The sequence below is a fragment of the Streptomyces sp. NBC_00873 genome, assembly GCF_045207415.1.
In the GTDB taxonomy this organism is placed as follows: Bacteria; Actinomycetota; Actinomycetes; order Streptomycetales; family Streptomycetaceae; genus Streptomyces.
This window is the reverse complement of sequence record NZ_CP108803.1, coordinates 3321073-3346535: the sequence shown is the minus strand read 5'-3', so window position 1 is coordinate 3346535 and position 25463 is coordinate 3321073. Positions and strand designations below refer to the sequence as shown.

General features: G+C 69.6%; 24 protein-coding genes and 2 tRNA genes. 16 read left to right on the top strand and 10 right to left on the bottom strand.

Annotation, left to right across the window (positions count from 1 at the left end; genetic code table 11):
- Positions 1-30: 30 nt before the first annotated feature.
- Together OH809_RS14970 and OH809_RS14965 are read left to right on the top strand one after the other, a co-directional pair.
- A complete protein-coding gene (locus tag OH809_RS14970; protein ID WP_359106212.1) occupies positions 31-354 on the top strand; it encodes a hypothetical protein in 324 nt (107 codons plus the stop codon).
- Positions 355-521: 167 nt separating this feature from the next.
- The gene (locus OH809_RS14965; protein ID WP_406421925.1) at positions 522-725 is read left to right on the top strand and encodes a hypothetical protein; all 204 of its coding nucleotides are present in this window, start codon (positions 522-524) and stop codon (positions 723-725) included.
- 73 nt (positions 726-798) lie between these two features.
- Here the strand turns inward: OH809_RS14965 and OH809_RS14960 are convergent, their stop codons facing one another.
- Both OH809_RS14960 and OH809_RS14955 read right to left on the bottom strand, forming a co-directional pair.
- Complete coding sequence (locus OH809_RS14960) at positions 799-2259, bottom strand: ABC1 kinase family protein (protein ID WP_406515214.1); 1461 nt, start codon at positions 2257-2259, stop codon at positions 799-801.
- Between the two features lie 41 nt (positions 2260-2300).
- Positions 2301-3446 (bottom strand): ThiF family adenylyltransferase, encoded by a 1146-nt coding sequence (locus OH809_RS14955; protein WP_406421927.1) that lies wholly within the window; start codon positions 3444-3446, stop codon positions 2301-2303.
- A 275-nt stretch (positions 3447-3721) separates the two neighbouring features.
- Between OH809_RS14955 and OH809_RS14950 the strand changes: the two genes are divergently transcribed.
- The 4 genes from OH809_RS14950 (at position 3722) to OH809_RS14935 (ending at position 7539) form a co-directional block, all read left to right on the top strand.
- Entirely contained in the window at positions 3722-4345 is a 624-nt protein-coding gene (locus tag OH809_RS14950) for a M48 family metallopeptidase (protein ID WP_406421928.1), read from the top strand.
- A 107-nt stretch (positions 4346-4452) separates the two neighbouring features.
- A complete protein-coding gene (locus tag OH809_RS14945; RefSeq protein ID WP_406515213.1) occupies positions 4453-6072 on the top strand; it encodes a TerD family protein in 1620 nt (539 codons plus the stop codon).
- Between the two features lie 11 nt (positions 6073-6083).
- The gene (locus OH809_RS14940; protein ID WP_266981740.1) at positions 6084-6764 is read left to right on the top strand and encodes an AIM24 family protein; all 681 of its coding nucleotides are present in this window, start codon (positions 6084-6086) and stop codon (positions 6762-6764) included.
- A 19-nt stretch (positions 6765-6783) separates the two neighbouring features.
- A complete protein-coding gene (locus OH809_RS14935; RefSeq protein WP_406421930.1) occupies positions 6784-7539 on the top strand; it encodes an AIM24 family protein in 756 nt (251 codons plus the stop codon).
- A 96-nt stretch (positions 7540-7635) separates the two neighbouring features.
- On the opposite strand, the gene OH809_RS14930 is transcribed toward OH809_RS14935, so the two are convergent.
- A complete protein-coding gene (locus OH809_RS14930) occupies positions 7636-8184 on the bottom strand; it encodes an NUDIX hydrolase (RefSeq protein ID WP_406515212.1) in 549 nt (182 codons plus the stop codon).
- Positions 8181-9623 (bottom strand): zinc-dependent metalloprotease, encoded by a 1443-nt coding sequence (locus tag OH809_RS14925; RefSeq protein ID WP_406515211.1) that lies wholly within the window; start codon positions 9621-9623, stop codon positions 8181-8183. The genes OH809_RS14930 and OH809_RS14925 overlap by 4 nt, the downstream gene beginning before the upstream one ends.
- Positions 9624-9813: 190 nt before the next feature.
- On the opposite strand from OH809_RS14925, the gene OH809_RS14920 reads away from it, so the two are divergent.
- The 4 genes from OH809_RS14920 to OH809_RS14905 all read left to right on the top strand — a co-directional run bounded on the left by OH809_RS14920 (position 9814) and on the right by OH809_RS14905 (position 13064).
- Positions 9814-10956: an SDR family oxidoreductase gene (locus OH809_RS14920; RefSeq protein ID WP_406515210.1), complete on the top strand. Its 1143-nt coding sequence runs from the start codon at positions 9814-9816 to the stop codon at positions 10954-10956.
- A gap of 115 nt (positions 10957-11071) precedes the next feature.
- The gene (locus OH809_RS14915) at positions 11072-11533 is read left to right on the top strand and encodes a molybdenum cofactor biosynthesis protein MoaE (RefSeq protein WP_406421934.1); all 462 of its coding nucleotides are present in this window, start codon (positions 11072-11074) and stop codon (positions 11531-11533) included.
- A 127-nt stretch (positions 11534-11660) separates the two neighbouring features.
- Positions 11661-11831, top strand: a complete 171-nt coding sequence (locus OH809_RS14910; protein WP_167747283.1) for a hypothetical protein — start codon at positions 11661-11663, stop codon at positions 11829-11831.
- A 144-nt stretch (positions 11832-11975) separates the two neighbouring features.
- A complete protein-coding gene (locus tag OH809_RS14905; RefSeq protein WP_406515209.1) occupies positions 11976-13064 on the top strand; it encodes a PDZ domain-containing protein in 1089 nt (362 codons plus the stop codon).
- A gap of 53 nt (positions 13065-13117) precedes the next feature.
- On the opposite strand, the gene OH809_RS14900 is transcribed toward OH809_RS14905, so the two are convergent.
- Positions 13118-13687 (bottom strand): PPA1309 family protein, encoded by a 570-nt coding sequence (locus tag OH809_RS14900; protein WP_406421936.1) that lies wholly within the window; start codon positions 13685-13687, stop codon positions 13118-13120.
- A gap of 127 nt (positions 13688-13814) precedes the next feature.
- Here OH809_RS14900 and OH809_RS14895 point away from each other — a divergent pair, with 127 nt between their 5' ends.
- The 4 genes from OH809_RS14895 (at position 13815) to OH809_RS14880 (ending at position 19459) form a co-directional block, all read left to right on the top strand.
- Positions 13815-16694, top strand: coding sequence for a UPF0182 family protein (locus tag OH809_RS14895; protein WP_406425182.1), 2880 nt, complete (start codon positions 13815-13817; stop codon positions 16692-16694).
- A 54-nt stretch (positions 16695-16748) separates the two neighbouring features.
- A tRNA-Met gene (locus OH809_RS14890) sits at positions 16749-16822 on the top strand.
- A 212-nt stretch (positions 16823-17034) separates the two neighbouring features.
- On the top strand, positions 17035-19113 hold the full coding sequence (locus OH809_RS14885; protein WP_406421937.1) for a sel1 repeat family protein: 2079 nt from the start codon (positions 17035-17037) through the stop codon (positions 19111-19113).
- 272 nt (positions 19114-19385) lie between these two features.
- A tRNA-Met gene (locus OH809_RS14880) sits at positions 19386-19459 on the top strand.
- A gap of 173 nt (positions 19460-19632) precedes the next feature.
- On the opposite strand, the gene OH809_RS14875 is transcribed toward OH809_RS14880, so the two are convergent.
- A complete protein-coding gene (locus OH809_RS14875) occupies positions 19633-20052 on the bottom strand; it encodes a Fur family transcriptional regulator (protein ID WP_266981714.1) in 420 nt (139 codons plus the stop codon).
- Positions 20053-20221: 169 nt separating this feature from the next.
- Between OH809_RS14875 and OH809_RS14870 the strand changes: the two genes are divergently transcribed.
- On the top strand, positions 20222-21673 hold the full coding sequence (locus OH809_RS14870; RefSeq protein WP_406515208.1) for a catalase: 1452 nt from the start codon (positions 20222-20224) through the stop codon (positions 21671-21673).
- Between the two features lie 113 nt (positions 21674-21786).
- Here the strand turns inward: OH809_RS14870 and OH809_RS14865 are convergent, their stop codons facing one another.
- The gene (locus OH809_RS14865) at positions 21787-22188 is read right to left on the bottom strand and encodes a cyclic nucleotide-binding/CBS domain-containing protein (protein WP_406421939.1); all 402 of its coding nucleotides are present in this window, start codon (positions 22186-22188) and stop codon (positions 21787-21789) included.
- A gap of 183 nt (positions 22189-22371) precedes the next feature.
- A complete protein-coding gene (gene hisN, locus OH809_RS14860; protein WP_406421940.1) occupies positions 22372-23208 on the bottom strand; it encodes a histidinol-phosphatase in 837 nt (278 codons plus the stop codon).
- Between the two features lie 122 nt (positions 23209-23330).
- Between hisN and OH809_RS14855 the strand changes: the two genes are divergently transcribed.
- Entirely contained in the window at positions 23331-23939 is a 609-nt protein-coding gene (locus OH809_RS14855) for a TetR/AcrR family transcriptional regulator (RefSeq protein WP_406421941.1), read from the top strand.
- Positions 23940-24029: 90 nt separating this feature from the next.
- Here the strand turns inward: OH809_RS14855 and OH809_RS14850 are convergent, their stop codons facing one another.
- Both OH809_RS14850 and rsgA read right to left on the bottom strand, forming a co-directional pair.
- Positions 24030-24353, bottom strand: a complete 324-nt coding sequence (locus OH809_RS14850; protein ID WP_259928749.1) for a multidrug efflux SMR transporter — start codon at positions 24351-24353, stop codon at positions 24030-24032.
- Positions 24354-24443: 90 nt separating this feature from the next.
- Complete coding sequence (rsgA, locus tag OH809_RS14845; RefSeq protein WP_406421942.1) at positions 24444-25460, bottom strand: ribosome small subunit-dependent GTPase A; 1017 nt, start codon at positions 25458-25460, stop codon at positions 24444-24446.
- Positions 25461-25463 lie beyond the last annotated feature (3 nt).

Below are 25463 nucleotides of genomic sequence, written 5' to 3'. Positions count from 1 at the left end.
GCCGGCCTGGGAGCCACGGCTCCCAAACCCATGAAGCGCATCGGAACCATCGACCGTCCCCGGACCCACGACCCTCGAAATCAGGCACCAATGACCGTCCCCACGAATGAGCCCATCGGCTCCGCGACACCGAACGTCACGATCATCGGCGCGAACGACTCGCGTCAGAACAGGACCCGCGAGATGCAACTCATCCCAGAAGCCCTGGCGCGTGCGCATATGCACGACCGCCTGAGGGAAGCCGACGCGGAGCGCCGGGCCGTGCGCCTGGTCACCGCTCGGCGGATGCAGCGCCGGGCGGAGCGCGTTTCGATGCGCGCCCGCCGCGCGCTGGCCATGGCGGTCATGCACTAGCCAGGCCGGAAACCGCAGCACCCGCTGCCGGGCGCCGCTCCGTCCGGCAGCAGCCAGTACCCCCCCTTGTCAGTACCCCTTCCGCGGGGCCGGTCCGAACGGACCGGCCCCGCGGTCGTGCTGTGTGGTGCCGTGCCGCGCAGCGAGGACGGAGTTATCGTCACGGGGTGGACGAGGAGACTCATCACCCCGCGCAGCCGGGTGCCGAGATCGTGGTGTGCGCCCTGTGCGGCACCACCGCCGACAGCGCGTACGCTCCGCCGACCTGGATCTGTTCCGTGGAGAACGGCAGGCGCCAGTACTTGTGCGACGACTGCGCCCGCACTCACATCAGGGCGATCGAGGGTCGCCTCGATTCGGCCTGGTGGTGACCTGCCCCCTCGGCGCCGAGGCCCGTGCCGGTGCCGGGGTCGGGGTCGGCGGTCCTGGACACTGTGCCGGATCCTAGGCCGGCCGGTCGTCGAGCAGCTCGTCCTCGGTCAGATCCTGGCCGGTCGGTTCCTGATCCGGGAACCCCAGATTTCGGCTCTGCTGATCGGGCAGGTCCTCGATGGGCAGGAACCCCGGGACCCAGGACTCCAGTTCGTCCCGCAGCCGCACCGTCGCACCCAGCTGGCACAGCACCCCGATCGTGCTCAGCGTCACCCGGTGTATCAGCAGATAGGCGGGCGGCAGATTCAGCTGCTTGCCCAGCTGATGGGCGGGGGAGCGGGGATCCGCTATCCGGGCCGCCTGATTGCGCATCCAGCTCCGGGTGAAGGTGAACTCCTCCACCTGCGCCGGCTCGATGATGGGCAGGAGGTAGTCGAGTACCTCATCCGGGTCGAGGTCGATGGATTCCTTGACGAAGCCCTCCTTGCGCAGCAGTTCGTACACTGCCTCCGCGTCACCCTCCAGCGTCAGCCGCAACGAGTCCCCGATGGGCTGAGGCAGGCCGCCCGGCAGCCGGTCCACCGTGCCGAAGTCCAGCACCCCGAGCCGCCATGGCCCGCTCCCACCGCTGTCTGCCTCCCCGTCCACTTCGCCGCCCCCGGGCAGGAGCCGGAAGTTGCCGGGATGCGGGTCGGCGTGCAGCAGATTCGTGCGCGCCGGACCTGAGAAGAGGAATCGCGCCAGCAGCTGGCCCGCCCGGTCCCGTTGTTCCTGGGTGCCCTCCGCGATCACCTCGGACAGCGGGACGCCGTCGATCCACTCCGTCACCAGCACCTGGTCGGACTGGTGCACCACACCGGGAATCACCACATCGGGGTCGTTCGCGAACTCCTCGGCGTGTTCCCGCTGCGACTGCGCCTCCAGTTCGTAGTCCAGCTCCTCCGACACCCGGTCGCGCAGCTCCGCGATGAGCGGCTTGATATCCATTCCGGGGATCAGTGGGCCGAGCAGCCGGGCGAAGCGGCTGAGTTGGGTCAGATCCGAGAGCAGGGCCTCCCCGGCGCCCGGATACTGCACCTTCACGGCGACGGCCCGCCTGTCGTGCCAGACCGCCCGGTGCACCTGCCCGATCGACGCGGCGGCCGACGGCTTGTCGTCGAATTCGAGGAACAGCTCCCGCCAGTCCTCACCGAGCCGCTCCGTGAGCACCGCGTGGACGGTGCGGGTCGGCATGGGGGGAGCGGCTTCCTGCAGTTTGGTGAGCGCCGCCCGATACGGCCCGGCGACATCCTCGGGCAACGCCGACTCGAAGACGGACAGGGCCTGACCGAGCTTCATGGCACCGCCCTTCAGCTCGCCCAGCGTGCGGAACAGTTGGTCCGCCGTGCGCTGCTGGAGTTCACGGGCCACTATCTCCGCGGACCTGCCGCCGATCCGCTTGCCCAGCCCCCACGTGGCACGGCCGGCGAAGCCGAGTGGCAGTGCGGCCAACTTGGCTGTACGGGTGACCGCTTTCCGGGGAAGATCAGACATACGCCCCTCCAATTCCCAGACTGCCGTGCCGCGTGCGGCGGTTACCCGGCCATTGTGTCCTGCCCCGCGCCGAGCCCGGAGGTGCGCTCCCTCCCCATGTGCCCACTCGCCCCGCAGGAACAGTCGAGGTGTGGCCGGACCCGCTCCGACCGCCAGTCCAACAGCGGCAGCGCGGCCTCGCATCTGGCTCCCGTGCCGGCGGGCAGTTCGCCATCGAGAAACGCCAGCGTCTGGGCCGCCGCGAGACCGGCCACCGCTGTCGCCAGCCCCAGGTCGCACGCCTGTACGGCGCCACGCCGCCCGGACCGCCACTGTGCAAGCATCCGCGGCCACTGCGGATCCCGGTCCGTGCGGTGCAGGTCCAGGCATTCCGCGCAGGCCGTACCGCCGGGCAGTACCAGCGGACCGACCACGCCGGTGGCCTCGATCACGCCGGCATAGAGATGAGGAGTGCCCGAAGCGATCCATGGCTCGGCTGCACGCGGGTCGGGGGCGTACGCCGCGAGACCGTCCCGCGGAGCGACCACGACCAGGGACAGCCCGGGACCACCACGCGACGGGGAGCGGTCCGGACCCGTCGTCCGGGGGGCGGGACCGACAGCGGATCGTCGCACCAACTGCCGGGCGGCGGTGTCCCTGCGCTCACCGACCGCAGTGGCCGGAAGCCCGCCGGGTGCGACGTCCGACTGCTCGGTGACTCCACCGTCCAGGACTTCGACCAGGCCCACACCGGACCCGGACAGCACCGCCGCGATTGCCGCACCGACCCGGCCGGAGCCCCGCACCTGGACCCGCATCGCGCGGCGGGCCGCCAGCCGCCTCAGCCCGCCCCCGGGTTCGGGGTGCACGACCGAGAGCGACGCGAGGTCGGGGCGCTGTCGCTCCAGTACGTCGGCCCGGTTCCGTAATGCATCGGCTTCCGGTCCGCCCGCCCGGACATCATCGATCAGTCCCGCTTCCGCCAATCGCGCCACCAGCACGTCCACCTGATGGTCCGACAGGTCCAGCGCCCTGGCTTCCTCGCGCAGCAGCGGCAGGCCGCGCGTTCCGTCGAGCAGTTCCAGGAAACTGCTCGTGGCGATATCCATCGGCCCCACCTTCACCGCATGAGCGGGCGTCACACCGAATTGCACGGTGCTCCTTCCACGCCACGCTCGGCGCAGTGCGGGTTTCAACATCGGATGCATGGCTTCCCCCTGGCCCGTGTTCGTTCTGCTGCTGTCGTTGTTCCGTGCGATCTCTGTACGATCTCTGTGCGGTCCGGAGTGATCTGCGTGCGCGGGCCGCGGACCGGAACTTCGCGAGATCCGTTGCCAGAATGCAGGCCGGCGCCGAAGCGTGCAGAAAGTTATCCACAGGCATGGGGTATTAGTCGTTCAAATGGTGCATGCCATGGACCGGATCATGCGCGAACCCTCCCGGAGGTGGGACTTCCCGCACTGACAGCGGGTAACGTCGGGGCGTGCCCGCCGACCCGTCACCCGGCTTTGCCGGGAAGACCCCCGCGCGCAGCGCCAAAGACCATCAGCGCAGCGCGGCCAGCCATCCGCCCCGTGTCTCGGTGACGAGCGCGGTCGAGGTCCGCAGGAGCACCCGCCGTAGCAGAACGGTCTCCGCGTACCGGGAGGGCGACCGCACCATCGTGCTGATCCCCGCCAGGATGTCGGAGGCGGAGGAGCGGCGCTGGGTGACCGTGATGCTTGACAAACTCGCGGCCCAGGAGAGCAAGCGCATCCTCGGCGACAGCGAACTCGCCGAGCGGGCCGAGCGGTTGTCCACGCAGTATTTCGCGGGCCGGGCCAGGCCCGCCTCGGTGCGGTGGGTGACCAACCAGAACACCAGATGGGGGTCCTGCACCCCGGCGGAGGGCAGCATCCGTCTGTCGCACCGTCTGCAGGGTATGCCGGAGTACGTCGTCGACTACGTGCTCGTCCACGAGTTGGCGCATCTGCTGGTGCCCGGTCACGGTCCGCGGTTCTGGCGGCTGCTGGAGGCGTATCCGCGTACCGAGCGGGCCCGCGGCTACCTCGAAGGAGTGGTGGCGGCGGACCGGCTGCCTCATCTGCCTGCCGCGCGTGGTGAGTGACGTTCAGTGATTCTGTACCGGGTGTGTACCGACTTAGCTCAATGTCGGAGTTTGCGGTTAGCCTGGCGCGACGCATTCACATTCGGGATGGGGGACGGTCGTTACGCATGGCCAGGGAATTCCAGCGCGGCCACAAGGCCAAGATCAGTGATCTCACGCCGGGGACGGATCTGTACGTAGGTGTGCAGATCGCCGGTCCCGGACTGACCTTCGACATCAGCTGCTTCGGCCTCGATGCCCATGAGCAGCTCTCCGACGACCGGTATTTCATCTTCTTCAATCAGCCGAAATCGCCCGAGGAGTCCATTCAGCTCCTCGGTGCCCAGTCCGGTGACACCGAGTCCTTCCGCGTCACTCTGGACCGCATTCCGGCGAACATCCACAAGCTGTCGTTCACTGCGACCGTCGACGGCGCAGGGCAGATGTCGCAGATCGGTCCGGGATACATCCGGATCGTCGCGGGTGGCGAGGAAGTCGTCAGGTACGCCTTCACCGGCTCCGAGTTCACCACCGAGCGCGCGGTGATGCTGGGCGACTTCTACCTGAAGGACGTCTGGCGGTTCGCCGCTGTCGGACAGGGCTTCGACGGCGGCCTCGACGCGCTGCTGAAGAACTTCGGCGGCGAGGTCGCCGAGGAGGCGCCCGCCGCACCGCAGCCGCAGGCGGCGGCCCCCTCGTTCGCCCCGCCCGCGCAGGCCCCGGCGCCCGCTCCGTCTTTCGGCGTCCCGGTCACCCCCCAGGTCCCCCAAGTCCCGCAGCCGGCTCCGTCCTTCGGCGTCCCGGCCGCGCAGGCCCCCACTCCGCAGCAGCAGATGCATGCCGCGCCGACGATCGCGGCGCCGATGGCACCGCAGGGTGGCACCGTCCCGCCACCCGCGCCCGCCCCTGCTCCCTACGGTCAGCCGGGACAGCCGCCCCAGTTCGGGCAGTTTCCCGGCCAGGCCATGCCGGCCGCCCCTTACGGTCAGCAGGCCCCGGCACCGTACGGTCAGCAGGCCTCGGCTTCCTACGGGCAGCAGCCCCCCGGAATGCAGCCGGGCATGCCCCAAGGTGTGCCGCAGGCCGGCGCCGGTCTGCAGGCCGCGCTCCAGCCGTACAAGGAGACGGCCACCGGCCAGCGTTGGACGCCGCAGAACCAGCAGCTCATGCGGGTCGACCTCACCATGGGCGGTACACCGGTGCTCGCCCGTCAGGGCTCCATGGTGATGTATCAGGGCAAGGTCGACTTCAGCTACAAGGGTGCCGGTTTCGCAGGCCGCATGGTCGGGAATGCGACCGGCCAGGAAATGCAGTTGATGCGCTGTACCGGTCGCGGCCAGGTCTTCCTCGCCGAAGACGGCGCCCATCTGCACTCCATCGAGCTCCAGGGCGACGGCATCTGCGTCTCCGCGGAGAGCGTCCTCGCCTTCGACGAGTCGCTGCAGTACGAGGTCCGCAGGATCGAGGGTCACGGCATCCCCGGCGGCGCCCTGTTCACCATGCAGTTCCAGGGCAGCGGCACGGTCGTCGTCAAGACCCACGGCGTCCCCGTCGTCCTGCCGGTCACGCCGACCACGTTCGCCGACTGCAACGCCGTCGTGGCGTGGTCGTCCGCGTCCCAGGTGATCATCTCCAGCCAGGTCCGGCTGCGCCGCAACGCGTACCCGGGACACAGCGGAGAGACCGTGAACCTCCAGTTCCGGGGAGCCCCCGGCAACTTCATCGTCGTCCAGCCCTACGAGGTCTGAGGGAGCCCGTCATGAACCAGCAACTCGCGGGCTTCGCCCCGACCCCCGTCACGGCCCGTATGGAGAACCACGGCCATACGATGCTCAAGGTCGCCATGGCCACGGGCCAGGACCTCTACGCACGTACCGGCTCGATGGTGTCCTACGAGGGCTTCATCCAGTATGAGCCCAACCCGCCGGCCGTCCGGCAGATCGCCTCCCAGTGGATCACCGGCGAGGGCGCGCCCCTGATGAAGTGCTCCGGTGACGGGCTGCTCTACCTCGCCGACTACGGCGCCGATGTGGTCGTCATCAATCTCAACAACGACTCCCTCTCGGTCAACGGCACCAACGTCCTGGCCTTCGACGGCCACCTCACCTGGGGCGTGGAGCGGGTCAAGGGGCTGGCGAAGTTCGCCGGCCAGGGCCTGTGGAACGTCTGCATCGCCGGCACCGGCTGGGTCGCGATCACCTCGCGCGGCACGCCGATCGTCGTCGACTGCGGACGCGGCGAGGACGAGACCTATGTCGACCCGGACGCCCTTGTGGCGTGGTCCCCGAACCTCAAGGTGAAGGGCAAGCGCAGCTTCAAGGCCTCCTCGCTGATCGGGCGGGGAAGCGGCGAGGCGTTCCAGATGGCGTTCTCCGGCCAGGGCATCGTCGTCGTCCAGCCGAGCGAGGACAGTACGGACCGCCTGCGGGTCCGGAACTGAGGGGGAGCGAGAACACACCATGCAGAGTCCGCTTTTCAACTACACGGAACAGCAGTCCCAGGACCGGTACACCCTGCAGAACCCGCAGCTCCTGCGGGTCTCGCTGACCGGCCACGACGACGTCCTCGCCCGCAAGGGAGCCATGGTCGCGTACCAGGGGCTGATGGAGTTCGACGGCGAGTACCAGTCGCACGGGCAGCGCCGCGCCCGCGCGGACACCGGTGAGGGCCTCGACCTGATGCGCTGCTCGGGGCAGGGCACCGTCTACCTCGCCAACCTCGCGCAGTACGTCCATGTCGTGGACGTCGACCAGGACGGCATGACGGTGGACAGCGCCTATGTCCTGGCGCTCGACTCGTCGTTGCACACCGAGGTCATCGCTGTGGACAGCCAGTACGGCATCTCGGGCACGGGCAAGTACCAGCTCAACATCTCCGGCACCGGCAAGGTCGCCCTGATGACGTCCGGCCAGCCGCTGATGATGCAGGTCACGCCCGACAAGTACGTCAACGTCGACGCCGACGCGATCGTCGCCTGGTCCAGTTCGCTGCGCGTGCAGATGCAGGCACAGACGCACTCCTCGGGCGTCTGGCGGCGGCGCGGCAACACCGGTGAGGGCTGGGAGCTCAGCTTCCTCGGACAGGGCTTCGCCCTGGTCCAGCCGAGCGAGGTGCTGCCCCCGCAGAGCGCCCAGATCGGCCAGGGGCTGCGCGCGCAGTACGGCATGGGCCAGCAGGGAGCGCACGGCCAGAACCAGAACAACGCCTGGAACTGAACCGAGGCGCACGGACACGGGTAAGGGGCGACCTCGTGGGAGAGCGCCCCTTACCTGTTGATGTGCCGGTGCCGGTGCCGGGGGCCGTCGGTACGGCTATCGGCCGCCTTCCAGCGCCGCGCGCGTACGTGCCACCAGCCGCACGACCGAGGTGTCGGCCACCTCGGTCACCTCGTCGTACGCGAACCAGCGCAGATCCAGCGACTCGTCGCTGATCTTTTCCGTCGCGCCCGACGGCGCCAGCGCCGCGTACTGCACATCCAGATGCCAGTGGCAGGGCGCCGGGATCGCATGCCGGTCCAGCACCACCGGGCCGCCCGCCAGCAGCGTCAGACCGCTGATGCCGGACTCCTCGGTGGCCTCACGCAGCGCCGCGGCCGCCAGCGTGGCGTCCTCGGGTTCGCAGTGGCCGCCCATCTGCAGCCACATCCGCAGCTTCCGGTGCAGGGTCAGCAGTACCCGTCCGCGCTCCGGATCGACGACCAGCGCGCTGGCCGTCAGATGCCCGGCCCCGCACGCCTTCCACATGCCGTCCGCATGCTGTGCCAGATGGTCGAGATAGGTCTGCCGCAGCTGCTCCTGATCAGCGTCGGCCCGGTCCTCGTACCTCTTCAGTACGAGAACGGCGTCGTCGTGCAGGCTCACTGGTCGGTGTCGTCCTTGCCGTCGCTGTCGCCGGTGGCGCCGGTTTCCTCGCCCTTGTCGTCCGCAGGCTTCCGGGGACCCTTCGCGGCCTCGCCGAGCATCTTGTCCAGCTCGGAGAAGTCCAGCTGCTCGTGGTGCACGAACCCGTCCGGGTCGTCCAGGTCATGCGCGGTCGGCAGCATGTCCGGGTGCTCCCAGAGCGCGTCGCGCCCGTCGAGACCGCGCGCGTCCGTGAGCGACGCCCACAGCCGCGAGGCGTCCCGCAGCCGCCGCGGCCGCAGCTGCAGCCCAATCAGCGTGGCGAACGTCTGCTCGGCCGGGCCGCCGGAGGCACGGCGCCTGCGCATCGTCTCGCGCAGTGCGTCCGCCGAGGTCAGCCGGGACTTCGCGGCCTCGTGGACCACCGCGTCCACCCAGCCCTCGACCAGCGCGAGCGCCGTCTCCAGCCGGGCCAGCGCCGCCTTCTGCTCCGGTGTGTCCTCTGGCTGGAACATGCCCTGCTGAAGGGCGTCCTGAAGCTGCTCGGGCTGCGACGGGTCGAACTGGCCGACCACGTCCTCCAGCTTGCTGGTGTCGACCTTGATGCCGCGCGCGTACCCCTCGACAGCGCCGAACAGGTGCGAGCGCAGCCACGGCACATGGGCGAAGAGCCGCTGGTGGGCAGCCTCGCGCAGGGCGAGATAGAGCCGCACCTCGTCCTGCGGCACGCTCAGGTCCTTGCCGAACATCTCGACGTTCAACGGAAGGAGCGCGGCCTTGCCCGCCGGGCCGAGCGGCAGCCCGATATCGGTCGAACCGACGACCTCACCCGCCAGCACACCCACGGCCTGCCCGATCTGCTGACCGAACATCGCACCGCCCATCGACCTCATCATGCCGATCAGCGGGCCGGCCATGGCCTGCATCTCCTCGGGCAGCACATCGCCCATGGCCATGCCGACACGCTCCGCCACCGGGTCGACCAGCTTCTGCCAGGCGGGAAGGGACGCCTCGACCCACTCCGCACGGCTCCACGCCACGGTCGAGACCGCACCGGAGGGCAGCGACGTCACGCCGTCCAGCCAGTGATCCGCCAGGCGCAGCGCCTCGTCGACCGCCGACCGCTCGGACGGGCCGACGCTCGCGTCCTTCGTTCCGTCCGGCGTGCCCTGCGCAACCGTCTGGCGGGCGATCTGCTTGGCCATGTCCCAGTTCACGGGACCGCCCTCGTAGCTCAGCATCTGGCCGAGCTGCTGGAAGGCGGCTCCCAGGTCGTTGGGGTTCATCGTGCCGAACATCGCCGCGAACGGGTTGTCCCCGCCCGCGCCCGGCCCGAAGCCGAACGGGTTCGCCGGCCCGCCCGAACCCTGCCCACCTCCGGTGGGGTCCTTCTTCTTGCCCTCGTCGCCGTTCTCCGGCTCCTCCGGCGGAAGGCCGAATCCGAATGGGGTGTCACTCACGGGTTTCCTCGGCTCGTAGGGCCGCCGGCTCGAACCGACGGCGACTGCCCGACATCACCATCCAGCGTAGACACCATGTCCGCTCAGGGCCTCAGTGCTCCGCCGGGTCCCGGCCTGCGGCAGGATGGACGCCACCTGGTACGTACGCGTCATTCGGGTACGTACTGAAGACAACCGCTGGAGACGCCCGGTGAGTTCCCCAGATCCTCAGGTTCGCGCAGCGCGAAACCTGGCCGACCCTTCGCCCGAGAGCACGCCCTCGAAAAGCCGCTCCAAGAGCCGCGGCCCCGTCGTCGCGGTCACCGGCGCCGCGACCGGCGTCGGTGAGCTGCTCACCGCGCGCCTCGCGGCATCCGAGGAGATCAAGCAGGTCATCGCCATCGACGAGCGCCGAGGCGAGGTCTCCGACGCGACCTGGCACATTCTCGACGTGCGCGACCCCGCCATCGCCGAGAAACTGCGCGGCGCAGACGTCGTCGTCCATCTGGCACTTGATCTCGACCTGGAGACCGACCCAGCCGCCCGTACCGCGTACAACGTCCGCGGCACCCAGACCGTGCTGACGGCCGCCGCGGCCGCCGGAGTCCACCGGGCCGTGCTCTGCACCTCGGCGATGGTCTACGGGGCGCTGCCCGACAACGACATCCCGCTCGCCGAGGACGCAGAGCTGCGCGCCACGGCCGAGGCCACCGGTGTCGGTGACCTCCTGGAGATCGAACGGCTCGGCCGCCGCGCACCTCGTGCCCACCCCGGGCTCCACGTCACCGTGGTCCGCCCCACCGTTCTGGTCGGCGGTACGGACACGGCGCTGACCCGCTACTTCGAGTCGCCGCGGCTCCTCGTCGTCGCCGGGTCGCGCCCCGCCTGGCAGTTCTGCCACGTCGACGACCTGGTCACGGCCCTCGAGTACGCCGCGCTGGAGAAGATCGACGGGGAGTTCGCGGTCGGCTGCGACGGCTGGCTGGAGCAGGAGGAGGTCGAGGAGCTCAGTGGTGTACGCCGGATGGAGCTGCCCTCAGCCGTCGCCCTCGGCGCCGCAGCCCGGCTGCACCGGATCGGTCTCACCCCGTCCCCCGCGGGCGACCTCGCATACACGATGCACCCCTGGGTGGTCAGCGTGAGCCGACTGCACGACGCCGGCTGGCGTCCCCGGTGGACCAACGAGGAGGTGCTCGCCGCGCTCCTCGAAGAGGTCGAGGGCCGCCACACCGTCGCCGGACGCCGGCTCGGCCGCAAGGACGCCACCGCTGCCGGTGCCGCCGGTGCGACCGTCGCGCTGCTCGGCACCGCCGCCCTGGTCCGTCGCGCCCGCAAGGCGCGCCGTCGCATCTAGGGTCGTTCGTTCTGATCATGCCAGGCGGGTCTGCAGGAGGCTCCAAGGCCGGCGATGGTCCACCGGTGGAAAGGGCTATTCCGCGATGTCGGCGCGGTACGGCACCATGGGCGGCATGGCACCCACCCACGACCACCCCGGTGAGCAGGCAGCGCAGGACCCGATCCGGCTGCTGGAGATCCGCGAGACACCGTTGTCGGTCGACGAGATCTTCCGCGCCGTCGGGGACGACGCCGCGGGCGGCACCGCGCTCTTCGTCGGCACGGTGCGCAATCACGACGGCGGACAGGACGTCGGCGCGCTGGGCTACTCCTGCCATCCGTCGGCGCAGGACGAGATGCGCCGGGTGGCCGAGAAGGTCGTGGCCGAGTTCCCGGTCCGGGCGCTGGCGGCAGTACACCGTGTGGGTGAACTGGAGGTAGGAGATCCGGCCGTCGTCGTCGCCGTCTCCTGCCCGCACCGTGCGGAGGCGTTCGCGGCGTGTCGCAAGCTCATCGACGACCTCAAGCACGAGGTTCCGATCTGGAAGCACCAGCGGTTTTCCGACGGTACGGAGGAGTGGGTCGGCGCCTGCTGAGCTCAAACCCAACCGGCGGTGATCCGCCCCGATTTGCGTAACCGCACCCCTGCCATGAGCGTTGATTCTGCAGATGGCTAATCTGCTGATCGGCAGTTGCGGTCGCTCATGGGGAAGGGAGGTCGTCATGGCAGCACTCGCCTGGTTGCTGATTCCGTTTTTCGCTGCTCTCGGCGCTGCGATATGGGGGAGCTGGGCCGCCAGAAATCGCACGACCGGCGATGTCACCGAACTCGCCGGGTATGCCCGGTTCCGTGAGGCGATGGAGAAATCTCACTCCGGTTCCGACGCTGCCTGAGGCAGCACCGCACGTACGCAGTCGCCAATCCGCATCGCGGCGCCGGCTGCCCACGCCGATCGGCGCAGCACCTCACCTGGCCCTCCGCCTCTTACGGACCGGCCCCGGCGGTGCACTGAGAGACCCTTCCCGTACTGTCGTTCCATGCCACGCCGCACCGCGACGATGCTCGCCTCCACACTGATTCTCATCGCGCTGCTCTGCGCAGGCGTGCTGATGAAAGTGCCGTACTCGGAGATGTCTCCCGGTCCGACGGTGAACACGCTCGGCAAGGTCGGTGGAGATCCGGTCCTGCAGATCTCCGGGCACAAGACGTACAAGACGTCCGGCAACCTCAATATGACGACGGTGCGGGTCACGGGCGCCGACTACAACATGAACCTCGTCGAGGCCGTCTACGGCTGGCTCGCCCACGACAGCGTCGTCGTCCCGCACGACACGCTGTATCCGGACGGCAAGACCGAGCAGCAGTCGACGCAGGAGAACGCCGAGGAGTTCAGCCAGTCCCAGGAGAGCGCCAAGGTCGCCGCCCTGACCGAGCTGGGCATCCCGGTGACCTCGCGCGTCGTGGTCTCCACGGTGATCAAGGACAGCCCCGCGCAGGGCAAGCTGCACGCCGGCGATGTCATCAAGGCGGTCGACGGTACGGCGGTCAAGCAGCCCGAGGACGTCGCGAAGCTCGTCACCAAGCACAAGCCCGGTGAGAACGTCACGTTCACGGTGATCCCGGCCAAGACGGCGGCCGCCGCCGAGAAGGCCGGCAAGGAGCCACAGGGTTCCGAGAAGATCACCATCACGACGGCGAAGGCGGCCAAGGAGAACCGGGCGATCGTCGGCATCCAGGCCGGGACGGACCACACGTTCCCGTTCCGGATCGACATCAAGCTCGCCGATGTGGGCGGCCCGAGCGCCGGTCTGATGTTCTCCCTGGGCATCGTCGACAAGCTGACGCCCGGCCAGCTGACCGGCGGCAAGTTCATCGCGGGCACCGGCACCATCGACGACCAGGGCAAGGTCGGCCCGATCGGCGGCATCAACATGAAGCTGGTCGGCGCGCGCAATGCGGGCGCCAGGTACTTCCTGACGCCGGACGACAACTGCAGGGCCGCCGCGTCCGACACCCCGAGCGGGCTCACGCTCGTGAAGGTCAAGACGATCGACGACGCGAAGAAGTCGCTGGAGAAGATCCGCACGGGGGACACGGCCGCTCTGCCGAGCTGCTCGGCAGGCTGACCGCGCCCCCCACGGGGACGGCGGGCGCGATACCGCCCGCGGTGGTCGGACTATCAGGCCTCGAACGTGGCGGCCAGCGCCTCGGCCAGCCCCGGTACCAGACCCGCGCCGGTCAGTACCTCGCTCGCGGAGTCCTTCTCCCGGAGCCGTACGGCGGACTCCCGCGCACCGTTGCGCAGGACGGCCACGGTCATCCGCACCTCCTGCCGGTCGGGGTGCCGGGCGACCCACTTCGTCAGCTGGGCGTCACTGAGCCCGTCCGGTACGGAGGCCTCGGCGGACGGCGGCAGCATCAGGCGCTCCACCGTCATCGCACATCCGGCCACCGCGTCGGGCCAGGCAATGGTGGCGAGGAACTCGTCCAGCGCCTTTCCGCGGGGGATCTCCTCCTGCTCGATCGGGGTGAGTGCGGCGGTCGTCGACTCCGGGCTGTCGAGACCGAGCTGGGCGGCGAGCCCCGGCTCCTGGGCGCGCAGCTTGGCGGTGTCGACGAGAGCGAAGAGCCGGGCGGGCTGGTCCCACCCGAGGCCGGCGGCGTACTCGTCGATTTCGAGCACGGCGACGGTGAGGGGGCTTGCGGCCATCGGGGGGCCTGAGGGGGAAACGTTGGGCATGCCCAACATCCTGCCTCCTTCCGCCCCGGGAACGGGAACTAGGTAAAGCCTCAGTAAGTTGCATAGGTGGGCTCTACGATCGCTGGGCCCGCTTCACACGACCGCGAACTTCGAGGTGCGCACGTTGGCTTTCCAGATGCCGGACCGCGGCGGAGGCCCGACCGGGCCACGGATCAGAGTCGGCCGCCCGTCCCGGCGCGCCCGTACCCTGCTCATGACACTCGGCGTCCTGGCGATTCTCGCCATGGCGTTCGTCATGTTCGCAGGGTTCTGGACGGACTGGCTCTGGTACCGGTCGGTCGACTATTCGTCCGTCTTCACCACCACCCTGTGGACCAAGATCGGGCTGTTCCTCGTCTTCGGACTGCTGATGGCGATCGCTGTCGGCCTGAACATCTGGCTCGCGCACCGGCTCCGGCCGCCGCTGAGCGCGATGTCGCTGGAGCAGCAGAGTCTGGACCGCTACCGGATGAGCCTCGCCCCGTACAAGAGGTGGGTACTGCTCGCGGTCACCGCGCTCGTCGGGCTGATCGCCGGAGCGTCCGCATCGGGCCAGTGGCGCACGTGGTTGATGTACGTGAACGGCGTGGCGTTCGGGCAGAAGGACCCCCAGTTCCATCTGGACGTCTCCTTCTACGCCTTCGACCTTCCGTGGTACCGCTTCCTGCTGGGCTTCGGCTTCGCGGCCACGGTGCTCTCGCTGATCGCCGCCGCGCTGACCCACTACCTGTACGGCGGGCTCCGCATCACCAGTCCCGGCGCGCGGGCGACCGGCGCGGCCACCGGCCATCTGTCGGTGCTGCTCGGCGTCTTCGTCTCGCTGAAGGCCGTGGCGTACTGGCTCGACCGGTACGGGCTGGCGGTGAAGTCCAGTGACTTCAAGGCGACGGACAACTGGACGGGCCTGCGGTACGTCGACGCCAACGCCTATCTGCCGGCGAAGACGATCCTGTTCTGCATCGCCGCGATCTGCGCCGTGCTGTTCTTCGCGACGCTGTGGCGCCGCACCTGGCAGCTCCCGATGATCGGCCTCGGTCTGATGGTGCTCTCCGCGATCCTGATCGGCGGGCTGTACCCGGCGATCGTGCAGAAGTTCCAGGTCCAGCCGAACGAGCAGGCCAAGGAAGCCCCGTTCATCCGGAAGAACATCCAGGCGACGCGTGACGCGTACGACATCGACGACGCCCAGGTGACCGACTACTCGGGCAAGAGCACCACGACGGACGACGTGAAGCTGCGCGCGAGCGCGGACGACGCGGCGAGCTACCGGGTGATGGACCCCAACGTCGTCTCCCCGGCCTTCCAGCAGCTCCAGCAGAAGCGGAACTATTACCAGTTCCCCAAGACACTGGACGTCGACCGCTACAAGGATGCCGCCGGCAAGGACCAGGACACGGTCATCGGTCTGCGCGAGCTCAACCTGGACGGCATTCCCAAGCGCAACTGGATCAACGACCACTTCACGTACACCCACGGCTACGGCGCCATCGCCGCGCGGGGCACCACGACGGGCAAGAACCCGAAGGGGTCCCCGGACTTCACCGAGTCGGGTCTGCCGACCACCGGCGAGCTCGGCACGTACCGGCAGCAGATCTACTACGGCGAGAAGACCGAGCAGTACTCCATCGTCGGCGGGCCCCAGAAGGAGCTCGACTACGAGGAGGACGGTGAGAAGACCACCAGCTACCAGGGCAACAGCGGAGTCAGCCTCTCCAACGCGTTCAACCGCGCCGCGTACGCGGTCTCGTTCAGCGAGCCGCAGATCCTCTACTCGGGGGCCATCGGCGAGGGCTCGCGGATCCTCTACAACCGCACGCCCAAGGAGCGCGTCGAGGCGGTCGCCCCGTGGTTGACCATCGACGGCGACGCGTACCCGGCGGTGGTGAACCACCGCATCCAGTGGGTCGTCGACGCGTACACCACCACCAACGGGTACCCGTACGCCTCGCGCACGACGCTCGGTGACACCACGGCCGACTCGCTGACCACCAACCAGCGCGCAGTCGTGGCCCAGCAGAACCAGGTCAACTACATCCGCAACTCGGTGAAGGCCACCGTCGACGCGTACGACGGCAAGGTCACGCTGTACGAGTGGGACACCAAGGACCCGGTCCTCAAGACCTGGCGCAAGGCGTTCCCCGGGACGGTGAAGCCACGGGGCGACATCCCCCAGGACCTGATGGCCCACCTGCGGTACCCGCAGGACCTGTTCAAGGTGCAGCGCGAGCTGCTCACCCGCTACCACGTCACCAACCCCGCACAGTTCTACAGCGGCAGTGACGCGTGGCAGGTCCCGGACGACCCGACGAACAAGCAGTCCGGCGTCGTTCCGCCGTACTACCTGAGCATAAAGATGCCGGACCAGTCGGCCCAGAAGTTCTCGCTGACCACCACGTTCACCCCGAAGGGGCGGCCCGACCTCGGGGCGTTCATGGCGGTGGACGCGGATGCGGCCAGCAAGGACTACGGCACCATACGGCTGCTCAGAGTCACCACGACGGTGAAGGGCCCCGGGCAGGTGCAGAGCGAGCTCAACGGCAACGACGATGTCGCCGAGTTCGTGAGAAACCTCAAGGGAACCGACTCCGACATCGAGTACGGCAATCTGCTGACGGTGCCGCTCGACGGGGGGTTCCTCTACATCGAGCCGGTCTATACGCGCGGTGGCACGCAGAACTACCCGCTGCTGCGCAAGGTGGCTGCCTCGTACGGTTCGAAGACCGTCTTCGAGAACAGCCTCGGGGAGGCGCTCAACGCGGTCTTCGGGGTGGACGGCACCGAAACCACGCAGCCGCCGGGCACCACGCAGCCGCCGGGCGAGACCACGAAGCCACCTGTGACCACCGGCGACGCCGCGCTCAAGCAGGCGATCGCGGATGCGCAGAGGGCCTATGCGGAGGGTGAGGCAGCCCTGAAGAAGCAGGACTGGAACGCCTACGGCAAGGCCCAGGCCGATCTGCAGGACGCGCTGAAGCATGCGGCGGCGGCCGCGCCCAAGGCGGACAAGGGCAGCTGAGCAGCTGCCGGTAAAGCCCCACCCCCGCGTCGTGGTACGGTTTGAACACAACGACGCGGGGTGGAGCAGCTCGGTAGCTCGCTGGGCTCATAACCCAGAGGTCGCAGGTTCAAATCCTGTCCCCGCTACTGAAAGACGAAGGCCCGGATTCTTTCGAGGATCCGGGCCTTCGTCGTGCCGTGAAACCTTCCCATGTGGTGGGAGTGAAGTGCGGTTCGCAGGGCACGAGTTGGGTCCGGACGTGTTTGACTTATCTCTCTGTGGGCATGTCGACAAAACGCTGAAGTGACCTCACTGGCCGCGGTATACCAGATGTACGCGGGTCGCAGGTGGTGGGACGATGGTATTTATGGGGGACAGGGCAACTCTGTTGGAGACAGGGCGGTTTGTGCAGCGGCACGTCCATGGGATGGAAAACGTGACGGACGCGGCTTTTGTCGCTGACGCTGCGGGTAACGCCGTGACCGTTGAGAACGCCGAGACCGTGGAAGGCATCGAGGTCGCGGGGGCGGCCGGGACCACGGGAGTCGCCGGGACCGTGGCGGCCTCCGGCGGCGCCGAGAGCACGGAGAGCGCCGAGACCGAAGCGCGGCACCGCCGCGCCGCCGACGCCGGGGACACCGCGTCCATGAGCGTCCTCGGCGCACTGCTGCTGCGCCGTGGTGATCTGAACGGCGCCGAACCCTATCTGCGGGGAGCCACAGCCGACGGCGACCGGGCCGCCGCCAACAACCTGGGGGTTCTCCTCCACCAGCGCGGATATGCCGACGAGGCGGCCGGCTGGTGGCGTATCGCCGCCGTCGCCGGTTCCGCCGCCGCCGCGCACGCCCTGGGCCGCCACTACCGCGAGCGCGGCGACGAGCCCGGCGCCGAGTACTGGCTGCGCCAGTCCGCCGAGCAGGGCCATGCGCTGGGCGCGTACGCCCTTGCCGACCTGCTGGAACACCGCAGCGATGTCGGCGCCGAGCGCTGGTTGCGCGCCGCCGCCGAGCAGGGCCACCGGGAGGCCGCCTACCGCCTGGCACGCGCCCTGGAGCGCAGGGCCGCCGCCGACCCGCACGACGCGTTCGGCCGTCCCGGAGCGGACGCGGGGCTCGGGATGGGCATGGGGCCCGGTCCGGGGGCGACCGGTGGTCCCGTGACCGGTACACGTAACGCGGGCGGGGCCGCCGTGCGCAAGGACGACGGACCCGTGGCCGGTTCCGCCGGGCAGGTCGGTGAGGCCGAACAGTGGTACCGGCAGGCCGCCGCGCGCGGACACCGTCGCGCCGCCCTGCATCTCGGCGCCATCCTCGAACGGCGCGGCGAGCTCAAGGAGGCCGGCCGCTGGTACCTCACCTCCGCCAGGGACGGCGAGGCACGGGCCGCCTGCGCGCTCGGATTCCTGCTGCGCGATGCGGGCGACGAGGAGAGCGCCGCCGTGTGGTGGCTGCGCGCCGCCCAGGACGGTGACGGCAACGCCGCCAACGCCCTGGGCGCCCTGCACGCCGCCCGCGGCGAGCAGCAGACCGCCGAGCGCTGGTACCGCGCCGCCATGGACGCGGGCGACGTCAACGGCGCGTACAACCTCGGACTGCTCTGCGCCGCCCAGGACCGTACGCCGCAGGCCGAGCAGTGGTACCGCCGTGCCGCATACGCCGGTCATCGCGAGGCCGCCAACGCACTGGCCGTGCTCCTGCTCCAGGCGGGGGACGCGACCGGTGCGGAGCCCTGGTTCTCCAAGGCCGCCGAGGCGGGCAGCGTCGACGCAGCCTTCAACCTCGGCATCCTGCACGCAGGGCGCGACGAGGACCGGGCAGCGCTCAGCTGGTACGAGCGGGCCGCCGCCGCCGGGCACACGGAGGCGGCGCTCCAGGTCGGCATGGCGCTGCTGCACCACGGCGAGGAGCAGGAGGCCGAGCGCCATCTGCGCTGCGCCGCGGGCGGCGGCAGCGCCGAGGCCGCCTTCCGGCTGGCCGGGGTGCTGGACTCGCGGCAGCCGCCGCCGGGACCGCCCGCCCTCGGCGAGCCGATGCCGGAGAAGACCGAGTGCGAGGAGTGGTACGAGCGGGCCGCCGAGCAGGGGCACCGCCGTGCCCAGGTGCGCGTCGGCATGCTCGCCGCCGCTCGCGGCGATGTGGACAGCGCCGCCCGCTGGTACCGCGAGGCGGCCGAGGCGGGCAGCCGTAACGGGGCCTTCAACCTCGGGCTGCTCCTCGCCCGCGAGGGCAGCGAGCGCGAGGCCGCGCTGTGGTGGAGCCGTGCCGCGAACGACGGGCACGGGCGGGCCGCGCTGCGCCTCGCCCTGCTCGCCGCCCGTCGCGGCGAACTCACCGAGGGGCAGCGCTGGTGCGCACGGGCGGTCGAGCTGGGCCCGGCGGAGGTCGCCGAGCGGGCAGCACGGCTGCGCGAGGCACTGCACCAGGAGCTGACCGCGTAGGGGAGCACCAGGGGTGCGGTACGGGGCGTGGCACCGGCCGGGGCGCCCCACCCGTCCGAGCCGGTGCAGGGTCGACGGGCATGCTGCATGCCACGGGGATGTGCCGGCGGGTCCGGCGCCGTGCCACGGTCAGCCCCGTCACCCGCGATCCTTCCCCGAGCCCCCGGCCCCCTGTGCGGGCCGGTACGCCGAGTCTCCGCGGGCCGCCGCCCCACCCCCGCAGAAACGGATTTGCGCTGGTCGGGGGCGTCACGTAATGTTGTGTTCACCGACGCGGGGTGGAGCAGCTCGGTAGCTCGCTGGGCTCATAACCCAGAGGTCGCAGGTTCAAATCCTGTCCCCGCTACTGAAGGCAGAGGGCCGGATCCTTTTACAGGGATCCGGCCCTCTGTTCATGTCCGAGGCCATCGCCTCAGAGCGTGTGGCCCACCGCCTCCCCGCACATCGCCCGGTCGACGGCTTGGAGTCGGTCACGGCACCGGAAACCGCCGTCGCCCGCACCGGGTCTTTCGCGGCGTCTCAGGCCGTTGCCGCGCAGTTCGGGCAGATGCCGCGGTACGTCACCTCGACGTCGGAGACCGTGAAGCCGAAGCGCTCGTCGGCCGGCAGGTCCGCCAGCGGATCGCCCGCCGGGTGCACGTCACGGATGGCGCCGCACCGGGCGCAGACCAGGTGGTGGTGGGGGCGGTGCGCGTTCGGGTCGTATCGCTTCGCGCGGCGATCGGTGGAGACCTCGATGACTTCACCGAGGGTCACCATCTCGCCGAGCGTGTTGTAGACGGTGGCACGGGAGATCTCCGGCAGCTTGGCGACGGCCCGGGCGTGGACCTCGTCGGCCGTCAGGTGCACATGGTCCCCGTCGAGGACTTCGGCCACGACACGCCGCTGCGCAGTCATGCGCCAGCCGCGTCCGCGGAGCCGTTCCAACAGGTCACTCATGGAAACAAGCCTAACAGTGAGGGGACCCTGGTCCCGAACGGGTGTTACTTTAGATATTCACTTGACTTGGACTGAGTCCATTGTAGGATCGGGACCGGCATACGCCAAGGGACAGGCTGTGCGGACATCAGGACATGACGGATGTGCAGGAACGACGCAGGAGGCGCACGTGACGCAGGGACCGCTCACCACGGAGGCCGGCGCGCCGGTCGCCGACAACCAGAACAGTCAGACCGCGGGCGTCGGCGGTCCGGTCCTGGTGCAGGACCAGTCGCTGCTGGAGAAGCTCGCGCATTTCAACCGCGAGCGCATTCCGGAGCGCATCGTGCACGCCCGCGGCGCCGGTGCGTATGGCACGTTCACGGTGACCCGCGACGTCTCGCAGTGGACGCGGGCGAAGTTCCTCTCCGAGGTCGGCAAGCAGACCGAGACGTTCCTGCGTTTCTCCACCGTCGCGGGCAACCTCGGCTCCGCCGACGCGGTGCGTGACCCCCGCGGCTTCGCGTTGAAGTTCTACAGCGAAGAGGGCAACTACGACCTCGTCGGCAACAACACCCCGGTGTTCTTCATCAAGGACGCCATCAAGTTCCCGGACTTCATCCACACCCAGAAGCGCGACCCGTACACCGGCTCGCAGGAGGCGGACAACGTCTGGGACTTCTGGGGTCTGTCGCCCGAGTCCACCCATCAGGTGACCTGGCTCTTCGGTGACCGCGGCATCCCGGCCACGCTGCGTCACATGAACGGGTACGGCTCGCACACCTATCAGTGGAACAACGAGGCCGGCGAGGTGTTCTGGGTCAAGTACCACTTCAAGACCGATCAGGGCATCAAGAACCTCACCCAGGCCGAGGCGAACAAGCTCGCCGGCGAGGACCCGGACAGCCACCAGCGCGATCTCCGCGAGGCGATCGAGCGCGGCGACTTCCCGTCCTGGACCGTGCAGGTCCAGATCATGCCCGCGTCGGAGGCGGCCACCTACCGCTTCAACCCGTTCGACCTCACCAAGGTGTGGCCGCACGCGGACTACCCGCCGATCGAGATCGGAAAGCTGGAGCTCAACCGCAACCCGGAGAACATCTTTGCGGAGACCGAGCAGTCGATCTTCAGCCCCGCGCACTTCGTTCCTGGCATCGGCCCGTCCCCGGACAAGATGCTCCAGGGCCGCCTCTTCGCGTACGGCGACGCCCACCGGTACCGCGTCGGCATCAACGCCGACCACCTGCCGGTGAACCGTCCGCACGCCACCGAGGCGCGGACGAACAGCCGGGACGGCTACCTGTACGACGGCCGCCACAAGGGTGCGAAGAACTACGAGCCCAACAGCTTCGGCGGTCCGGTCCAGACCGACCGTCCGCTGTGGGAGCCCACCACGGTCACCGGTGAGATCGGTACGCACGAGGCCCCGAGCCACGCCGAGGACAACGACTTCGTGCAGGCCGGAAACCTCTACCGGCTCTACTCCGAGGACGAGAAGGCGCGCCTGATCGACAACCTCGCCGGGTTCATCGCCAAGGTCTCGCGCGACGACATCGCCGAGCGCGCGATCAACAACTTCCGTCAGGCCGACGGCGACTTCGGCAAGCGACTCGAGGCGGCGGTCCAGGCCCTGCGCGCCTAGTGCCCCTCCCGGCACTGGAGCGTATCCGCCGCGTACCGGCTCTCCGGCCGACGATGGGCCTGTCCCTCTTCACCGAGGGGGACAGGCCCATCGGCCGTACGTACGGGGGGTGCTCAGCCGACAAGCTCCACCGGATGGCGCCGGGCCGGTGCCCAGCAACGGATGATGTCGCGGACCGAGACGATGCCGACGGGCCCGTGGTCGTCCAGCACGATCAGATGGCGGAATCCGCCGTGCGTCATGGCCTCCGCGGCCTCTTCCAGGGTCCAGCTGGGCGCGGCGAAGACCACATCGTTGGTGGTGTGGGTGGACGCGGTCTCGGTATCGGGGTTCTGGCCGGAGCCGACCGCGTTCAGGATGTCGCGTTCGGTGAGGATGCCGATCCCGCTGGTGTCCCGGTCGAGGACGACTGCTGCCCCGATGCGGCGTGCCGACATCAGTTGGGCCGCCTGGCGGAGCGTATGGGTGGGGCCGATAGTGAGGACCATCGTGCTCATGGCGTCACGGACGAGCATGAAGGGAGCCACCTCCTTCGTGAAGCGACTGCGTGAGCCGATTCACAAGTTCACAAGTGGGGGGACTCTCAGCGTTGCATCCTTGGGGGGAGTCCAACAAGGGGTGCGTGGAGATCATTCGAGGGGCGCGCGGAAGTGCACCACACGCCCCTCGGAGTCCGCACGGCTCGTGACGGCCCGGGATCAGTAGCGCTGGTTGAGATACCCCAGCAGCTCGTGGTGGAGCAGGCTGTTCGAGGCCGCCGCGTTTCCGCCGCCCGGACCGGAGACTCCGTCCAGGCTGGTGAACCGGCCCCCCGCCTCCTGGACGATGATCGCGTTCGCCGCCATGTCCCAGAGCGAGAGCTCCGGCTCCGCGCAGATGTCGACGGAACCCTCGGCGACCATCATGTACGGCCAGAAGTCGCCGTACCCACGCGTACGCCAGCAGGCCCGCGTCAGGTCCATGAAGCCGTCGAGCCGGCCCTGCTCCTCCCAGCCGGTCATCGAGGCGTACGCGAACGAGGCGTCCGCGATCCGCTCGACCTTCGAGACGTGCAGCCGGGTCGCGGAGGTGAGGCTGCGGCCGGAGTACGCCCCCGCGCCCTTCGCCGCCCACCAGCGGCGGCCCAGCGCGGGCGCCGACACGACACCGACCACCGGCTGGAACCCTCCCCCACTCTCGGCTCCGCTCGAGCGGGAGGTGCCCCCTCCGCCCGCCTCCATCAGCGAGATCAGGGTCGCCCAGACCGGGACACCGCGGACGTAGTTCTTGGTGCCGTCGATCGGGTCGATGACCCAGCGGCGCGGACCGGTGCCCTCGATCCCGTACTCCTCGCCGAGGATCGCATCGCGCGGACGTGCCCGATGGAGGTGGCCGCGGATCAGTTCCTCGGCGGCCTTGTCGGCCTCGCTCACCGGTGTCATGTCCGGCTTGGTCTCGACCTTGAGGTCCAGAGCCTTGAACCGGTCCATCGTCGCCGCGTCGGCGGCGTCCGCCAGCACGTGGGCGAGGCGCAGATCATCGTGGTAATCGGGCATGTCGTCACAGTATCGACCGCAGGTGAACAGGGCCACACGGCCCCGGAGGCTGCTCGAAGTCTTGACAGTGCCCAGTGGCGCGTCAACTCTGAACCGCAGAGTCCCTGGCGTGGGAGGCGACGATGCCCACAGCGCGCGAAGCATTGCTGGACGCCGCCCTCTCGGCGCTCACCATCCGGCCCTGGCCGACCGTGCGGATGGTCGATGTCGCGTCCGCCGCCGGAGTCTCCCGGCAGACCCTCTACAACGAGTTCGGCAGCAAGGACGGCCTGGCCCGGGCCCTGGTCCGGCACGCTGCCGACGGCTATCTCGCAGGTGTCGAACGGGCGCTGGGATCGCCCGGCGGCACGGGGGACAGGGTGGCCGCGACCGCCCTCTGGACGGTGCGGGCGGCCCGTACGAACGCCCTGGTCAGGGCGTTGCTCACGGGTTGCTGGAGCGAGCGATTACCCCGTCCCGTACGCCTGACGGCGCCGGCCGGTTCGTCCGTACCGGCGCAGCGGCGGGCCGATGCCGGACCGCCGACCCCCGTCGAACTCCTCGGTCTGGTGTGCGACCGCGCGGTGGCCGCGCTGGACGAGGGGCGCCCGCCGCGCGACTCAGCAGCACTGGCCACGACCTGCGAGGTCGCGATGCGCCTCGCGCTCTCGTACGCGGTCGCCGCGTCCGCCCTCCCCACGGACGCGGCGCCGCTGGTGCGCGAGGTGGTGGAGCGGTGGCCCGCGGCGTGACGGGCGGGCCACCGGCGCCCCGGAGCGCGAGCGCCGCGTGCGCGAGGTGCCGGCCGTGGATGCGGCCGGGCACAGTGCCGCCTGTCACTGTCAGTGGGACGAGCCCGACAGCTGCAGTCCGATCACACCCAGGATCACCAGCGAGATCGACACCAGCTTGAGGGTGGAGACCACATCGTCCAGGAAGACCATGCCGTAGATCGCGGTGCCCGCTGCACCGATGCCCGTCCAGACGGCGTAGGCGGGCCCCACGTCGAGCTTCTTCAAGGAGAGCGTCAGCAGACCGAAGCTGCCGAGCGCGAAGACGCAGAACGCGATGGTCGGCCAGAGCCGGGTGAAGCCGTGGGACAGCTTCAGACAGACGGCGAAGCCGGTCTCCAGAAGTCCTGCGACCACGACCAGCAGCCACGCCATCGTCAGTGCCCTCCCACGTCGGTGACTGCTCCGTCCCGCTGAGCGCGATTATGCACTTACCGTCAGCAGCAGGTCGCAAACGTACCCGGATCAGTCGCCTTCGCGGCGCTCCCGGGTGGCCAGCAGCCGGTGCAGGGAGTCCAGCCGTGCCGGATCGGCGTGCCCGGAGGCGACCCAGGCGCCCAGCGCGCATTCCGGTTGGGTGGCGTCATGGGTGCAACCGCGGGGACAGCCCTCGGTGCCCGGTTCCAGGTCGGGGAACGCGTGGATGACCCGTGAGGGGTCGATGTGGTTCAGCCCGAAGGAGCGCACCCCGGGGGTGTCGACCACCCAGCCGCGCCCGTCCGGCAGTGGCAGCGCGAGCGCCGAGGTGGTGGTGTGACGGCCGCGGCCCGTGACCGCGTTGACGACGCCCGTCGTACGCCGCCGGTCCTTCGGCACGAGGGCGTTGACCAGGGTGGTCTTCCCGACGCCGGAATGCCCGACAAAGGCGGTCACCCGGTCGTTCAGCTGCTCGCGCACCCGTTCCGCCGCGTCGCCGTTCTCCAGCTCCTCGCGGTTGGTGACGATGTACGGGACCCCCAGGGGGGTGTACGCCTCCAGGAGCTTGTCCGGCGATGCGAGGTCGGACTTGGTCAGGACCAGGAGCGGGGAGAGTCCGCCGTCGTACGCCGCCACCAGACAGCGGTCGATCATCCGCGGGCGGGGCTCCGGATCCGCCAGCGCGGTGACGATCGCCAGCTGGTCGGCGTTGGCGACGACCACCCGCTCGTACGGATCGTCGTCGTCCGCCGTCCGCCGCAGCACCGAGCGGCGCTCACCGATCCGGACGATGCGCGCGAGGGTGTCCTTGTCGCCGGACAGATCGCCGACGATCGAGACGGTGTCGCCGACCACCGCGGCCTTCCGGCCCAGTTCCCGGGCCTTCATCGCCATGACCGTACGGCCGTCGACGAGGCATGTCAGGCGGCCGCGGTCCACGGTGAGGACCATGCCTTCCTCGGCGTCCTCGTGCTTGGGGCGGGTATGTGTACGAGGCCGGTTGCCCTTCGGGTTGGGGCGGAACCGGATGTCGTCCTCGTCGGGGTTCTTGCCGTAGCGACGCATGAT

Excerpts from the sequence above, each read along its gene's own strand:
- OH809_RS14895 (WP_406425182.1), top strand. The coding sequence starts at position 13,815 with ATGCCGGACCGCGGCGGAGGCCCGACCGGGCCACGGATCAGAGTCGGC.
- OH809_RS14850 (WP_259928749.1), bottom strand. The coding sequence starts at position 24,353 with ATGGCGTGGCTGCTGGTCGTGGTCGCAGGACTTCTGGAGACCGGCTTC.
- hisN (WP_406421940.1), bottom strand. The coding sequence starts at position 23,208 with ATGCCCGATTACCACGATGATCTGCGCCTCGCCCACGTGCTGGCGGAC.
- OH809_RS14970 (WP_359106212.1), top strand. The coding sequence starts at position 31 with ATGAAGCGCATCGGAACCATCGACCGTCCCCGGACCCACGACCCTCGA.
- OH809_RS14900 (WP_406421936.1), bottom strand. The coding sequence starts at position 13,687 with ATGTTGGGCATGCCCAACGTTTCCCCCTCAGGCCCCCCGATGGCCGCA.
- OH809_RS14905 (WP_406515209.1), top strand. The coding sequence starts at position 11,976 with ATGCCACGCCGCACCGCGACGATGCTCGCCTCCACACTGATTCTCATC.
- OH809_RS14940 (WP_266981740.1), top strand. The coding sequence starts at position 6,084 with ATGAACCAGCAACTCGCGGGCTTCGCCCCGACCCCCGTCACGGCCCGT.
- OH809_RS14885 (WP_406421937.1), top strand. The coding sequence starts at position 17,035 with ATGGTATTTATGGGGGACAGGGCAACTCTGTTGGAGACAGGGCGGTTT.
- rsgA (WP_406421942.1), bottom strand. The coding sequence starts at position 25,460 with ATGCGTCGCTACGGCAAGAACCCCGACGAGGACGACATCCGGTTCCGC.
- OH809_RS14915 (WP_406421934.1), top strand. The coding sequence starts at position 11,072 with ATGGCACCCACCCACGACCACCCCGGTGAGCAGGCAGCGCAGGACCCG.
- OH809_RS14875 (WP_266981714.1), bottom strand. The coding sequence starts at position 20,052 with ATGAGTGACCTGTTGGAACGGCTCCGCGGACGCGGCTGGCGCATGACT.
- OH809_RS14945 (WP_406515213.1), top strand. The coding sequence starts at position 4,453 with ATGGCCAGGGAATTCCAGCGCGGCCACAAGGCCAAGATCAGTGATCTC.
- OH809_RS14910 (WP_167747283.1), top strand. The coding sequence starts at position 11,661 with ATGGCAGCACTCGCCTGGTTGCTGATTCCGTTTTTCGCTGCTCTCGGC.
- OH809_RS14960 (WP_406515214.1), bottom strand. The coding sequence starts at position 2,259 with ATGTCTGATCTTCCCCGGAAAGCGGTCACCCGTACAGCCAAGTTGGCC.
- OH809_RS14955 (WP_406421927.1), bottom strand. The coding sequence starts at position 3,446 with ATGCATCCGATGTTGAAACCCGCACTGCGCCGAGCGTGGCGTGGAAGG.
- OH809_RS14855 (WP_406421941.1), top strand. The coding sequence starts at position 23,331 with ATGCCCACAGCGCGCGAAGCATTGCTGGACGCCGCCCTCTCGGCGCTC.
- OH809_RS14935 (WP_406421930.1), top strand. The coding sequence starts at position 6,784 with ATGCAGAGTCCGCTTTTCAACTACACGGAACAGCAGTCCCAGGACCGG.
- OH809_RS14865 (WP_406421939.1), bottom strand. The coding sequence starts at position 22,188 with ATGCTCGTCCGTGACGCCATGAGCACGATGGTCCTCACTATCGGCCCC.